Source organism: Pseudomonas koreensis (assembly GCF_036668835.1).
In the GTDB taxonomy this organism is placed as follows: domain Bacteria; phylum Pseudomonadota; class Gammaproteobacteria; order Pseudomonadales; family Pseudomonadaceae; genus Aquipseudomonas; species Aquipseudomonas koreensis_I.
Map to the genome: position 1 here is coordinate 70631 of NZ_JAZEVW010000002.1, position 13230 is coordinate 83860.

Consider the following 13230-nt stretch of genomic DNA (forward strand, 5'->3'; position numbering starts at 1 on the left):
TGATGAGCGAAAACACTAAAGACGCAGTGATCGAGAACATGCGTTTTCGCCTGCTGATCGATTCGGTGATCGATTACGCGATCTACATGATTGATCCGGACGGCATCATCACCAGTTGGAACTCCGGGGCCAAACGCTGCAAGGGCTACGAAGAGACGGAAATCCTCGGCGAACATTTTTCTCGGTTCTACACCGCTGAAGACCGCGCCGCCGGTTTGCCGCAACGCGCGCTGAATACGGCGATCAACGAAGGGCGTTTTGAAGGCGAGGGCTGGCGGGTACGCAAGGACGGCACCAATTTCTGGTCGCATGTGGTGATCGATCCGATCATCGACCCTGATGGCCGTTTGCTCGGTTTCGCCAAGATCACTCGTGACCTCACCGACCGCAAGATGGCCGAGGAAACCCTCAAGCAAAGCGAACAACAGTTTCGCCTGCTGGTACAGGGCGTCACCGATTACGCGATTTACATGCTCAGCCCCGAGGGCCGGGTCAGTAACTGGAACCAGGGCGCGCAACGCATCAAGGGCTATCTGCCGGAAGAAATCATCGGTCAGCATTTCTCGATCTTCTACACCCCCGAGGACCGCGAACTCGGCGAGCCGCAACGGTCGCTGGAAATCGCCACCCGTGAAGGTCGTTTCGAGAACAAGAGCTGGCGCATGCGCAAGGACGGCACGCGATTCCTGGCGCATGTGGTGGTCGATGCGATTCGCGGCGATACCGGCATCCTGCTCGGTTTTGCCAAGATCACCCGCGATATCACCGAAGCCCATCAGTCCCGCCAGGCACTGGAAAAAACCCGTGAAGCGCTGTTTCAGGCGCAGAAGATGCAGGCCATCGGTCAGCTCAGCGGCGGCATTGCCCATGATTTCAATAACCTGCTGACGGTGATCCTCGGCAATCTGGAGATCGTGCAAAAGCGCATCGGCGCCGACCCGAAAATCAGCCGTCTGCTGGAAAACGCCACTCAGGGTGCCTTGCGCGGTGTGTCGCTGACCCAGCGCATGCTGGCGTTCGCCCGCCGCCAGGAGCTCAAGACCGAATCGGTCGACATTGCCCAGTTGGTGCAGGGCATCACCGGCTTGCTGCGCAGCTCGCTGGGGCCGGGCATCCGCATCGAGACGCGCTTTCCCGACGATCTGCAGCCAGTGCTGGCCGACAACAATCAGCTCGAACTGGCCTTGCTCAATCTGGCGACCAATGCCCGCGACGCCATGCCTGACGGCGGCACGGTGACCATCACCGCACAGCCGCAAGTGGTGCTGGAGCTGGTTGATTCGCAGTTGCCGGCCGGGCGCTACGTCTGCCTCAGTCTGATCGACACCGGGGAGGGCATGGATGCGCAAACGCTGGCTTCGGCCCGCGACCCGTTTTTCACCACCAAGGGGCTGGGCAAGGGCACCGGGCTGGGCTTGTCGATGGTCCACGGTTTTATTGAACAGCTGGGTGGCCGTTTCATTCTCAAAAGCGAAAAGGGCCAAGGCACCACGGCTGAACTGTGGATTCCGGTGGCGCTCGAGGGCGTCGCCAGCAAGCCACAGTTTTCCTCGGCCGCGCCGGTTTCGGTGCCACGTCTCAGCGTGCTGGTGGTCGATGACGATTCGCTGGTACTGACCAGCACCAGTCTTTTGCTTGAAGACCTTGGTCACCGCGTCCTCGGCGCCACCTCTGGTGAGCAAGCATTGCGCCTGTTCGATCAGGGCGAAGTCATCGACCTGATGATCACCGACATGGCCATGCCGAAAATGAGCGGTGCGCAACTGGCTCACGCCGTGCGTATGCTCAAACCGGACCTGCCGATCATCCTTGCCACCGGTTACGCCGAACGCCTGGAAGGCTTTGCTGCTGAACTACCGCGCCTGCCCAAGCCGTTCACGCAGATGGGGCTGGTGGCGATTATTGCGCAATCGATGAAGTGAGGCGCTGGTCAATTCGCCTGAACTTGTTCGCCTCTTGGGTTTTCGAAAGGTTTTTAACCACCCCGGAGCGCGTTTCTTTTGTCTCGCATATTGACCCATCCCACTGCTGAAGAAGAGGCGCTGACCGAACACAACGCCAAGATGTTCGGCTCGCCCAAGGAACGTCTGGATTTCTATCGGCGCGAAATCCAGTACGAAACCAGCATCCTCGCCAACCGCACCGACGCCTATCTGGCGGCGCAGTCGTTTCTGGTGATCGCGTTCGCCTCGTGCATGGCCAACCTCAACCCGGAGTGGGGCAAGTTGTTCACTTTGGTTGTGCCGCCATTTCTGGCCTTGCTCGGCGTGCTCAGCTCACTGAACGCCTGGCCGGGGATTCGCGCCGCGTACGACATCATTGATCACTGGCATTTCAAGCAAAGCCAGTTATTGGAGGCTGAGCCGGTGATGGGGCTGGCGTACGACGAATCGCCGCTGTTCAGCGAGGTCGAGTCGAGCCACAAGGGCTATCGCAAGTCGCTGTTGTTTTCGCTGCGCACGCCGTGGATCTTTGCGACGTTCTGGATATTGCTGGGGGGGTATGCGGTGTTTATCCAGGTGACGAATCCGGGGGGATGATTGGGTAGGAATGAAAAGCTCGGCATTGTTATGTCGGGATTTGTCGTTTGCCTGGATCTGGTGGTGAATGTTGGAACGATCCCCCTCACCCCAGCCCTCTCCCCCGAAGGGGGCGAGGGGGAAGGGAGCAGATCTCCAGTGTTCTTCAGTGAAGTGTACGACTGGGTATCGCAGGACGACGCAATTCTCAAATCCAGTGCGGTCAGTTCCCTCTCCCTCGGGAGAGGGCTAGGGTGAGGGGCTTTTCAGGCTCAACTCGCCACTTCAAGCTCACGCTCACGCTCAGCCGCTTGGGAATGCTGCGACACCTGAGGAATCGGCGGAAAATCCTCATTCAACACGCACAAATGATCAATCGCATCCTCGAACAGCAAATCGGCTTTCTTGCGCAAGGCGCGGTAATGCTCGAACTGCTCCATATCAAGATTCTCCACCTCCAGCATCGCGTTGGCCGCGCGGTTGAGGGTGTGGGCGTTATCGAACAATTGACGGTTGCGTTCCAGAGCCAATGCTCTGCAAGCCTTGATTTGCGCAGGAGTCGAACGTTCTTTCATGACCGTAACCTTTTTCTTCAGGATTCCGTTTCATAGGCGTCGCGCCGCAGGGGAATCGAACCTGCCGGGCCGCCGCTTGATGCACTCAGCGACGGTTATGGTTGTGACCATTGGCAGCGAAGCGGGGGTCCATTTTTTTGCAGAAAAAACTTCGATCAATTAACCGTTAAAGCGCCGGGTTACAAATCAGCTTTTTTGTTTCTTGTACTGCTCGTAGCCGGCCAGGATGGGCTGCGTGCTGATGCCATGCACGAGGATGCTAAGCGCCACCACCGACAAGGTCAGGTCGGTACACAGCGTGGCGACGTTGTTGGTGAGGCCGTGATTCAAGGCGAAGAAAAGGTAAAACAAACTGCCGATTCCGCGGATGCCGAACCAGCCGATCAATAGCCGCTGGCGGCCCTTGAGCAGCGCGCCCCATGGCATCAACGCCACGCAGGCCGGGCGAATCAGACAGAACAGCACAGCGCCCACCAGCAGCGCCCGCCAATCCCAGTGCGCCAGCAGCACCACGCCGAGCAGGGTCACCAGAAACACTTCCATGGCGCGTTCGACCAGCCCGCCGAAGGCAAGCATGTCGCCCATCATGATGCCGGCCGCCAACTGGCTGCTTTCAAGCTTATTGGTATCGCCGCGTACGGCGTGTTGCGGTTCGACGTTCTGATGGCCCACCACCGGTTGCACCAGATGCTCGGCCGGTGGCTGGCTGACGCCGGTGGACTTCACTTCGACCTGGCGCAAGCCGAGGCCGGCGGCGAATACCGAAAGAAAGCCATAACCGCCAATCGCTTCGGCAACCACGTAAGCCAGAGCGATCAGCGCCAGCGCGAGATAATCATTGGGGCTGAGGGTGCTGTCTTCATTGTGGATACGCAACAACACCGTGACGCGGCCGATGCCGCGACCCATCCAGTAACCGGTCAACAAACCCGCCGGCACCGCCCACAGCACACTGCGCAACAGCCAGCCTTGCCACTCGCCGGCGACGTTGTCGCTGTGAATCAGCAACAGGCCGAGAATCACGAACGGGAAGGCGATGCCGTCATTCAGACCCGCCTCACCGGACAGGCCAAAGCGCACGCCGTCAACATCGCGCGCATCGTTGACCTGCACCAGCGCTGCGAGCACCGGGTCGGTTGGCGCCAGAATCGCGCCGATCAGCAAGGACGGCCCCCATGGCAACTGAAGGCCCCAGTGAAGCAGCAGGCAGACCCCGGCAATGGTCAGCACCATAACCGGGCCAGCCAGGCCGAAGGCGATGCGCCAGGGTTTGTCGGTCAGCGGCAGACGCAGCTTCAGGCCGCACACGAACAGGGAAAACAGCACCGCCACCTCGGTCAGGTGCTCCATCCACAGCGAGGCGTTTTCCAGCGACAGTTTCAGCAGATTGAGGCCGCTCGGGCCGATGGCAATGCCCAGCAACAGGCACACGGCCGACGTGGTCACTGGCATCCAGCGCAAGTACGACGAAGTCAGCGCCAGTGTCAGCAGGACCGCGCCGAGCACGGCAACCCACACCGTGAAACTCACGAACGGCCGCCATCAAACAGCAAGGTATAGACATTCATAGGCTCAACCCGTGGTCGTACGCAGGTACTCAGGGATGAGCACGTTGAACCACAGCAGAATCATCGATACCAGCAGCGTCACCAGCACCAGCAGGCCAACCCCCCAGACGGAGGCGGAATAGAGCAGGCCTTGCTCCTTGCGCTCGTGCATGAACGTCGGCAGCCCGACAAACAACAGAAAAGTCGAATAAATCGATGCGGCACCGAGCACCAGAATCGCCAGCCAGCGGCTTGGGTACAGCCCGGCAATCCCTGCGACGAAAAACGGCGTTACGGTGTAAGCGGCGAAACCGATGCATTGGTTGAGTGTCGGCCGCGCGTCAAAGGTGCGCGACATCCAGCGAATGAAACCGCCCATGATCGCCACGCCGACGACGATGGTCAGGTACAGCAGAATGCACAGCTGCAAAGCGCTGGCCGTGCTCAATCGCACGTTCTCGCCGACCGCCAGGCTCCAGCCGACGTAGGTGGTGCCGATGAACAGGCACACCGCCGGAATCAGCGCGAGCAGCAGCAGGTGCGCAAGGTAATGTCGGGGGTGAGCTTCTTCTTCGCGGCGGATATCGGTCCAGGCGAAGTTGGGTCGGGTGAACAGCTTGACAATAGGTGCGGACATGACGACCTCCTGATCCTGTTGGCCCGTCGGGCTCTACAGTTATGGAGAGGGCGCCATGCCGCTGGGTTCAGTTTTTCTCGCGGGTGGTCAGAGCATCGGTTTGCCGCCGGTCACGCCGTAGCGCTGACCGGTGATGTAACTGGCTTCATCCGAGGCCAGCAGCACATAGATCGGCGCAACTTCCACCGGTTGACCAGGGCGACCAAGCGGCGTGCTGCCACCGAAGTTCTGCACTTCTTCCTCGGGCATGGTCGAGACAATCAGCGGCGTCCAGATCGGCCCCGGCGCGACGCTGTTGACACGGATTTCCTTCGGCCCGAGCATCTGCGCCAGACCACCGGTGAAGTTGGCAATCGCCCCTTTGGTGGTCGCGTAGGCGAGCAGGGTCGGTTTGGGCATGTCCGAATTGACCGAGCTGGTATTGATGATCGACGAACCGGGGCGCATATGTTTGATCGCCGCCTGACAGATGCGGAACATCGCAGTGATGTTCACATCGAAGGTCATCAGCCATTCCTCGTCGGGAATCTCTTCGAAATTCTCATGGGTCATCTGGAACGCAGCGTTGTTGACCAAAACATCGATACGGCCAAAGCGTTCGACCGTCTTGTCGACCAGCGCCTGACACTGAGCTTTCTCGGCGATGTCACCCGGCAACAACAGACACTGACGCCCGGCCTGCTCGACCCAGCGCGCGGTTTCCTTGGCGTCCTCGTGTTCGTTCAGATAAGCCACGGCCACGTCGGCGCCTTCACGCGCAAAGGCAATCGCCACGGCGCGACCAATGCCGCTGTCAGCGCCAGTGATCAACGCAATCTTGCCCGCCAGCCGACCCGAACCGACATAACTCTGCTCACCGCAATCGGGATACGGCTCCATCTTGCGCTGCGAACCAGGCACGGGTTGGGCTTGTTTGGGGAAGGGTGGTTTTGGATAGTTGCTCATCGCAGGGTCTCCTTCGTTTCAAGGCAAGTGTCTCGGGTTGACCCGGGGTATTTGCCGTGAGTTCGATCGGATTTTTGCTGGTCTGCTTTGAGTACATGCAAAACCAATTTGGGAGCCAGCCTGCTGGCGATGGTGGTGTGTCAGACAATGTATGGGTGGCTGTACCGGCCCAATCGCTTGCAGGCAAGCTCCCACAGGGAACGCGTGCACCACCAGGCCAGATGCCTGCCGTCAATTCGAAGATCAAAAGCCCCTCACCCTAGCCCTCTCCCGGAGGGAGAGGGGACTGACCGCGGTGATTGGCAGACGTACGCCAACATGCAATACCGAGTTGTGCGCAAATTTCGAAGCCAACACAGATCGGCTCCCTCTCCAGGGGGGGGAGAGGGCTGGGGTGAGGGGCAGCCACACCACAAATCCAAAGCCAAGCATCCGCTTCTAACCACTCAACAATGAGCGTTAGCTCGAGTGCCCTTGATCTTGATCTTGCCTAACCAGCGACATCGGAAGGCTGAGTGGAGGGATTGATCCGGGCGTGGGAGCGCAGCGACCGTCTGGCGCAGCCAGACACAGCGGAAGGAGGTGCAGCGCAGCAAACCGTAGCCGCTGCGCCCGGATCGATCCCGGAGCGAAGGAACCCGAGCCTGCGAGGGCCGAACGCAGGAGCAAGCCTTTTCGGTTACCTTTTTGGCGTTTGAAAAAGGTGACCCGCCGTAAGGGCGGAACCCTAAGCAGCCGTGACCGCAGCAACGGATATGTACCCAAACCCAAAAAATTCAGCGCCTGAAAGCAAGCCATCGCGAGCAGGCTCGCTCCCACAGTGGATCACCTGCACAGGGAAAATAGCGAGGAATCAGGCACCGCGCCGCGCCAGCGCACGCTCCATCCGGCCAATCCCCTCTTCCAGCAACGACCGCGGGCAACCAAAGTTCAGCCGCACAAACTGCTGATGCCGATCACCAAAATCCGCCCCGGCACTCAACCCAACTTTCGCCTGCTCAAGAAAGAACCGCTGCGGATCCGGCAGATCCAGCGCCGAACAATCCAGCCACGCCAGATAAGTCCCCTGCGGCACATCGATCGTCACCCCCGGCAACCGACTGCGCACAGCCTCAACCAGCCAGTCACGATTGCCCTGCAGATAAACCTTCAGCTCGGCCAACCAAGGCGCTCCTTCGCTGTACGCCACCCGAGTAGCCTCCATGCCCAGCGGATTGACGCTGTCGACCATGCCACAACGAGCCTGATTGACGCGCTCACGCAGGACAGCGTTCTGAATGATCATGAACGAAGTCTTCAGGCCGGCAATGTTGTAAGCCTTGCTCGCCGACATCAGCGTAATGGTGCGCTGGGCGATCTCGGGGCTCAGCGATGCCGTCGGAACATGCACGCGGCCGTCGAAGCACAGCTCGGCGTGGATTTCGTCAGAAATGATCCAGGCATCCTGCGCCATGCAGGTCTCAGCCACATCACGCAGCTCCTGGGCAGCAAACACCTTGCCGATCGGATTGTGCGGATTGCTCAATAACAGCGCTCCGCCGCCCACCAGCGCATCACGCAGCGCCGTCAGTGGCGTTGCATAGCTGCCGTCCGTCTGAACGACGAATTCCAGCTCGACCTTGTTCAACCCCCAATGGCCCGGCGCCTGGCGCAGCGGCGGGTAGTTCGGCACTTGCACCACAACGTTCTGCTTCGGCTGCACCAATGCCTTGAGCGCCATGTTGAAACCGGACTCGACACCCGGCAGGAAAATCAGCTCCTGCGGTTTGACCTGCCAAGCGTATTTGTTCCACAGATCGGCAATGATCGCTTCGCGCAAATTGTCCTGCGCCACGCTGTAGCCCACCAGCGGGTGCAGCAAGCGCTGCTGCAAGGCCTCGATCACCACGGGCGGCGCGGCGAAATCCATGTCCGCGACCCACATCGGCAGAACGTCCGCCGGATAGCGACTCCACTTGGTGCTGCCGGTGTGGTGGCGGTCGAATACCTGATCAAAATCGAAAGTCATGCGCGGTCTCGTGAAGGCGGGATTGGTCCTGGACGCCATTCTAAGCCTTACGCGATCCATGTGGGAGCGAGCTTGCTCGCGAAGGCGTCGGGTCAGCCAGCATCGATGTTGAATGACACACCGCTTTCGCGAGCAAGCTCGCTCCCACAGGGTTTGGTGGTCTTCAATGAAAGAGCCGACAAACGGCCGACGGTCGGTTTTCACACAGAACGTAAGGTCATTGTCTACAGTAAAAAAGTCGGCACAAGTTCGCCGAAACCGTGATTGTCCAGATAAAACCCGGCACCAGTACCGGGTTCCACCTGATCAGGAGTGCACGATGGATCTCAGCCGTCGTCAGTTCTTCAAGGTCGCAGGTATAGGCCTTGCAGGCTCAAGCCTGGGCGCGTTGGGCATGGCCCCGACGCCAGCCTTCGCCGAGCAGGTGCGCCACTTCAAGCTCGCCCACACCCATGAAACCCGCAACACCTGCCCGTATTGCTCGGTCGGCTGCGGTTTGATCATGTACAGCCAGGGCGATGCCGGGAAAAACGTGGCGCAAAACATCATTCACATCGAGGGCGACGCCGACCACCCGGTCAATCGCGGCACCCTTTGCCCGAAAGGCGCCGGCCTGCTCGATTTCATTCACAGCCCCGGTCGCTTGCAGTACCCGCAAGTGCGCAAGCCCGGCAGCAACGAGTGGACGCGAATCAGCTGGGACGAGGCTCTCGACCGCATCGCCGACCTGATGAAAACCGACCGCGACGCCAATTTCATCGAAAAGAATGCCAACGGGCAAACGGTGAACCGCTGGCTGAGCACCGGTTTCCTCGCGGCCTCGGCAGCGTCCAACGAAGCCGGCTACATCACCCAGAAGGTGATTCGCAGCCTTGGCATGCTGGGGTTCGATAACCAGGCGCGTGTCTGACACGGCCCGACGGTGGCAAGTCTTGCCCCGACGTACGGCCGTGGTGCCATGACCAATACCTGGACCGATATCGCCAACGCGAATCTGATCCTGGTGATGGGTGGCAACGCAGCAGAAGCGCATCCGTGCGGCTTCAAATGGGTGACCGAGGCCAAGGCGCACAACGCTGCGCGGCTGATTGTGGTCGATCCGCGTTTTACCCGGACCGCTTCGGTGGCCGACTATTACGCGCCGATCCGTACCGGCACTGACATCGCCTTCATGGGCGGGCTGATCAATTACCTGCTGACCACCGACAAGATCCAGCACGAATACGTGCGCAACTACACCGACGTATCGTTCATCGTCAAAGCCGGTTATGGCTTCGAGGACGGCATTTTCAGTGGCTATGACGCAGAAAAACGCAGCTACACCGACAAGTCCGGCTGGGGCTACGAGTTCGCCGAGGACGGCTTCGTCCGCGTCGACCCGACCCTGCAGGACCCGCGCTGCGTCTATCAACTGATGAAGCAGCATTACAGCCGTTACAACATCGAGTTGGCGAGCCAGATCTGCGGCATGCCGGTCGACGCCATGCAGAAGATCTGGGATGAGATCGCCACCTGCTCGCCGCCGGGCAAGACCATGACGATCCTCTACGCCCTCGGCTGGACCCAGCACTCGATCGGCGCGCAGATCATCCGCAGCGCGGCGATGGTGCAATTGCTGCTGGGCAACGTCGGCATGCCCGGTGGCGGGGTCAATGCCTTGCGCGGGCACTCGAATATCCAGGGCCTGACTGACCTCGGTCTGCTGTCCAACGCGCTGCCCGGTTACCTGACGCTGGCCAGCGACAGCGAGCAGGATTATGCCCAGTTCATTCACAAACGCACGCAAGTGCCGCTGCGGCCGGGGCAGCTTTCGTACTGGCAGAACTACAGCAAGTTCCACGTCAGCTTGATGAAGTCCTGGTATGGCGGCAACGCCACCGCCGAGAACAACTGGCTGTTCGATCATTTGCCGAAACTGGACATCCCCAATTACGACGTCCTGAAAATGTTCGACCTGATGAGCCAGGGCAAAGTGAACGGTTACTTGTGTCAGGGCTTCAACCCGATCGCCGCACTGCCGGACAAGAACCGTGTGATGGCCGCCCTGGCCAAGCTGAAATGGCTGGTGGTGATGGACCCGCTGGCCACCGAAACCTCGGAGTTCTGGAATAACGTCGGGCCGTACAACGACGTGAAAACCGCCGAGATCCAGACCGAAGTCATCCGCCTGCCGACCACCTGTTTCGCCGAGGAAGACGGCTCGCTGGTGAACAGCAGCCGCTGGCTGCAATGGCACTGGAAGGGCGCCGATGGCCCCGGCGAAGCGCAAACCGACATTCGCATCATGAGCGAACTGTTCCTGCGCCTGCGCAAACGCTACCAGACCGAGGGCGGCAAATTCCCCGATCCGCTGCTGAAACTGTCCTGGCCGTACAAGATCGCCGACGAGCCTTCGCCGGAAGAGCTGGCCAAGGAAATCAACGGCAGCGCGGTGACCGACTTCACCGATGCCACTGGCGCCATGGTCAAGGCCGGCACGCAACTGGCCGGGTTCGGCTTGCTCAAGGACGACGGCAGCACCGCGTCGGGTTGCTGGATCTTCGCTGGCAGCTGGACCGAGGCCGGCAACCAGATGGCCCGCCGCGACAATGCCGACCCTTATGGCATGCACCAGCATCAAGGCTGGGCCTGGGCGTGGCCGGCCAACCGGCGGATTCTCTACAACCGCGCTTCGGCGGACCTCGCGGGCAAACCGTGGGACCCGAAAAAGCGCTTGGTCTGGTGGAACGGCAAAACCTGGGGCGGCACCGACGTGCCGGACTACAAGGCAGACGTACCGCCGGAAGCCGGGATGAATCCGTTCATCATGAACCCCGAAGGTGTGGCGCGTTTCTTCGCCGTCGACAAGATGAACGAAGGGCCGTTCCCCGAGCACTACGAGCCGTTCGAAACGCCGATCGGCATCAACCCGCTGCACCCGCAAAACAAAAAAGCCACCAGCAACCCGGCCGCACGGATTTTTGATTCGGTCTGGGGAAGCCTCGGCGAGGCCAAGGACTTTCCATATGCCGGCACCAGTTACCGGCTGACCGAGCATTTCCACTTCTGGAGCAAGCACTGCAAGTTGAACGCGATTGCCCAACCTGAGCAATTCGTGGAGATCGGCGAAGTGCTGGCGAAAGAGAAGGGCATCGCCGCCGGTGATCGCGTGCGGGTCAGTTGCAAGCGCGGCTTTATCGAAGCGGTGGCGGTGGTGACCAAGCGGATAAGGCCGCTGCAGGTCAACGGCCAGGTTGTGCATCAGATCGGCATCCCGCTGCACTGGGGCTTCACCGGCCTGACGCGCCACGGTTACCTGACCAACACGCTGGTGCCGTTCCTCGGCGATGGCAACACCCAGACCCCGGAATCCAAGTCATTCCTGGTCAACGTGGAGAAGCTCTAGTGGAGACCTTATAAATGGCCAGCCAAGACATCATTGCCCGCTCGGCCACCACCACGGTGCCGCCGTCAGTGCGCAATCAGCAAGCCTTCGCCAAGCTGATCGACACCACCAAATGCATCGGCTGCAAGGCCTGCCAGGTCGCCTGCTCGGAATGGAACGAGTTGCGCGACGAGGTCGGCCACAACCACGGCACCTACGACAACCCGCAGGACCTGACCGCGAACACATGGACGCTGATGCGCTTCACCGAGCATGAAACCGACGCCGGCAACCTGGAATGGCTGATCCGCAAGGACGGCTGCATGCATTGCGCCGAGCCCGGTTGCCTGGCCGCATGCCCGAGCCCCGGCGCGATCATCCAGCACGCCAACGGCATCGTCGATTTCAATCAGGACCACTGCATCGGCTGCGGCTACTGCATCACCGGTTGCCCGTTCAATATCCCGCGCATCTCGCAGAAAGATCACAAGGCCTACAAATGCACCCTATGTTCCGATCGCGTAGCGGTGGGGCTGGAGCCGGCCTGCGTGAAAACCTGCCCGACCGGCGCCATCGTCTTCGGCACCAAGGAAGACATGAAGGTGCATGCCGCCGAACGCATCGTCGACCTGAAAAGCCGTGGTTTTGAAAACGCCGGTCTGTACGACCCGCAAGGCGTCGGCGGCACCCATGTCATGTACGTCTTGCACCACGCTGACACACCGAAACTCTACGCCGGTTTGCCGGATCACCCGGCGATCAGTCCGCTGGTGGATGTGTGGAAAGGCCTCAGCAAACCCTTGGCGCTGCTGGCGATGGGCGCGGCGGTGATTGCCGGGTTCTTCCACTATGTACGCGTCGGCCCCAATCGCGTCGAAGAGGATGAACAGCCGACGCCAGCCGACACCTCGGTGCATGTCGTCGACCCGGCGGTGCACACCTACGATCCACGCGGGGAGGAGCGGCCATGAGCCACAAGACAATCCTGCGTTACAGCGCTAACCAGCGCACCAATCACTGGCTGGTGGCGATCCTGTTTTTCATGGCCGGGCTGTCCGGACTGGCGCTGTTTCATCCGGCGCTGTTCTGGCTGAGCAACCTGTTCGGCGGCGGCACCTGGACGCGGATTCTGCACCCGTACATGGGCATCGCCATGTTCGTGTTGTTTCTCGGCCTGGTGTTCAGCTTTTGGCGCACGAACTTTTTCATCGCCAATGATCGGCAGTGGCTGCGACGGATCAACCGGGTCATGGTCAACGACGAAGACAGCGTGCCACCGGTGGGCAAATACAACGCCGGGCAGAAACTGCTGTTCTGGACTTTACTGCTGTGCATGCTCGCGCTGCTGTTCACCGGGCTGGTGATCTGGCGAGCGTGGTTCAGCGTGTATTTCGGCATCAGCGTGATCCGCTGGGCGATGCTGTTGCATGCGCTGGCCGGGTTCATTCTGGTGCTGAGCATCATCGTGCACATCTACGCCGGGTTGTGGATCAAAGGCTCGGTCGAGGCCATGTTGCATGGCCGGGTCAGCCGCGCCTGGGCGAGAAAACATCATGCGCTGTGGTACCGCGACATTACCCGCGATGAGCGTCCCGTGGACGCGCCGGAGCAACCCATTAGCAAAAAGGGCTGACG

11 protein-coding genes are annotated in these 13230 nt (G+C 60.4%); 6 read left to right on the top strand and 5 right to left on the bottom strand.

Annotation, left to right across the window (positions count from 1 at the left end; translation table 11 throughout):
• Positions 1–2 precede the first annotated feature (2 nt).
• Both V6F91_RS05505 and V6F91_RS05510 read left to right on the top strand, forming a co-directional pair.
• A complete protein-coding gene (locus tag V6F91_RS05505) occupies positions 3–1922 on the top strand; it encodes a PAS domain S-box protein (protein ID WP_332762935.1) in 1920 nt (639 codons plus the stop codon).
• Between the two features lie 78 nt (positions 1923–2000).
• Positions 2001–2540: a hypothetical protein gene (locus V6F91_RS05510; RefSeq protein ID WP_203418150.1), complete on the top strand. Its 540-nt coding sequence runs from the start codon at positions 2001–2003 to the stop codon at positions 2538–2540.
• Positions 2541–2791: 251 nt separating this feature from the next.
• On the opposite strand, the gene V6F91_RS05515 is transcribed toward V6F91_RS05510, so the two are convergent.
• The gene (locus tag V6F91_RS05515) at positions 2792–3094 is read right to left on the bottom strand and encodes a hypothetical protein (RefSeq protein WP_332762936.1); all 303 of its coding nucleotides are present in this window, start codon (positions 3092–3094) and stop codon (positions 2792–2794) included.
• Here V6F91_RS05515 and V6F91_RS05520 point away from each other — a divergent pair.
• A complete protein-coding gene (locus tag V6F91_RS05520; RefSeq protein WP_332762937.1) occupies positions 3093–3257 on the top strand; it encodes a hypothetical protein in 165 nt (54 codons plus the stop codon). The two genes, V6F91_RS05515 and V6F91_RS05520, sit on opposite strands and share 2 nt — an antisense overlap.
• Positions 3258–3280: 23 nt before the next feature.
• On the opposite strand, the gene V6F91_RS05525 is transcribed toward V6F91_RS05520, so the two are convergent.
• The 4 genes from V6F91_RS05525 to V6F91_RS05540 form a co-directional block, all read right to left on the bottom strand.
• The gene (locus tag V6F91_RS05525; RefSeq protein WP_332762938.1) at positions 3281–4624 is read right to left on the bottom strand and encodes a cation:proton antiporter; all 1344 of its coding nucleotides are present in this window, start codon (positions 4622–4624) and stop codon (positions 3281–3283) included.
• Positions 4625–4666: 42 nt separating this feature from the next.
• Positions 4667–5278, bottom strand: a complete 612-nt coding sequence (locus V6F91_RS05530; RefSeq protein ID WP_332762939.1) for a Yip1 family protein — start codon at positions 5276–5278, stop codon at positions 4667–4669.
• Between the two features lie 87 nt (positions 5279–5365).
• Positions 5366–6223, bottom strand: a complete 858-nt coding sequence (locus V6F91_RS05535; RefSeq protein WP_332762940.1) for a glucose 1-dehydrogenase — start codon at positions 6221–6223, stop codon at positions 5366–5368.
• Between the two features lie 853 nt (positions 6224–7076).
• Positions 7077–8231: a PatB family C-S lyase gene (locus V6F91_RS05540; protein ID WP_332762941.1), complete on the bottom strand. Its 1155-nt coding sequence runs from the start codon at positions 8229–8231 to the stop codon at positions 7077–7079.
• 319 nt (positions 8232–8550) lie between these two features.
• On the opposite strand from V6F91_RS05540, the gene fdnG reads away from it, so the two are divergent.
• Genes fdnG through V6F91_RS05555 form a run of 3 tightly spaced genes read left to right on the top strand, consistent with a single transcriptional unit; the run spans position 8551 to position 13228 of the window.
• Positions 8551–11616: a formate dehydrogenase-N subunit alpha gene (fdnG, locus tag V6F91_RS05545; RefSeq protein WP_332762942.1), complete on the top strand. Its 3066-nt coding sequence runs from the start codon at positions 8551–8553 to the stop codon at positions 11614–11616.
• 14 nt (positions 11617–11630) lie between these two features.
• Complete coding sequence (fdxH, locus tag V6F91_RS05550) at positions 11631–12566, top strand: formate dehydrogenase subunit beta (protein WP_332762943.1); 936 nt, start codon at positions 11631–11633, stop codon at positions 12564–12566.
• Complete coding sequence (locus V6F91_RS05555) at positions 12563–13228, top strand: formate dehydrogenase subunit gamma (protein WP_332762944.1); 666 nt, start codon at positions 12563–12565, stop codon at positions 13226–13228. Before fdxH ends, V6F91_RS05555 begins: the two co-directional genes overlap by 4 nt.
• Positions 13229–13230: the final 2 nt, after the last annotated feature.

Coding starts and splice junctions, on each gene's coding strand:
- V6F91_RS05520 (WP_332762937.1), top strand. CDS start 3,093: ATGACCGTAACCTTTTTCTTCAGGATTCCGTTTCATAGGCGTCGCGCC.
- fdxH (WP_332762943.1), top strand. CDS start 11,631: ATGGCCAGCCAAGACATCATTGCCCGCTCGGCCACCACCACGGTGCCG.
- V6F91_RS05515 (WP_332762936.1), bottom strand. CDS start 3,094: ATGAAAGAACGTTCGACTCCTGCGCAAATCAAGGCTTGCAGAGCATTG.
- V6F91_RS05505 (WP_332762935.1), top strand. CDS start 3: ATGAGCGAAAACACTAAAGACGCAGTGATCGAGAACATGCGTTTTCGC.
- V6F91_RS05535 (WP_332762940.1), bottom strand. CDS start 6,223: ATGAGCAACTATCCAAAACCACCCTTCCCCAAACAAGCCCAACCCGTG.
- V6F91_RS05530 (WP_332762939.1), bottom strand. CDS start 5,278: ATGTCCGCACCTATTGTCAAGCTGTTCACCCGACCCAACTTCGCCTGG.
- V6F91_RS05540 (WP_332762941.1), bottom strand. CDS start 8,231: ATGACTTTCGATTTTGATCAGGTATTCGACCGCCACCACACCGGCAGC.
- V6F91_RS05555 (WP_332762944.1), top strand. CDS start 12,563: ATGAGCCACAAGACAATCCTGCGTTACAGCGCTAACCAGCGCACCAAT.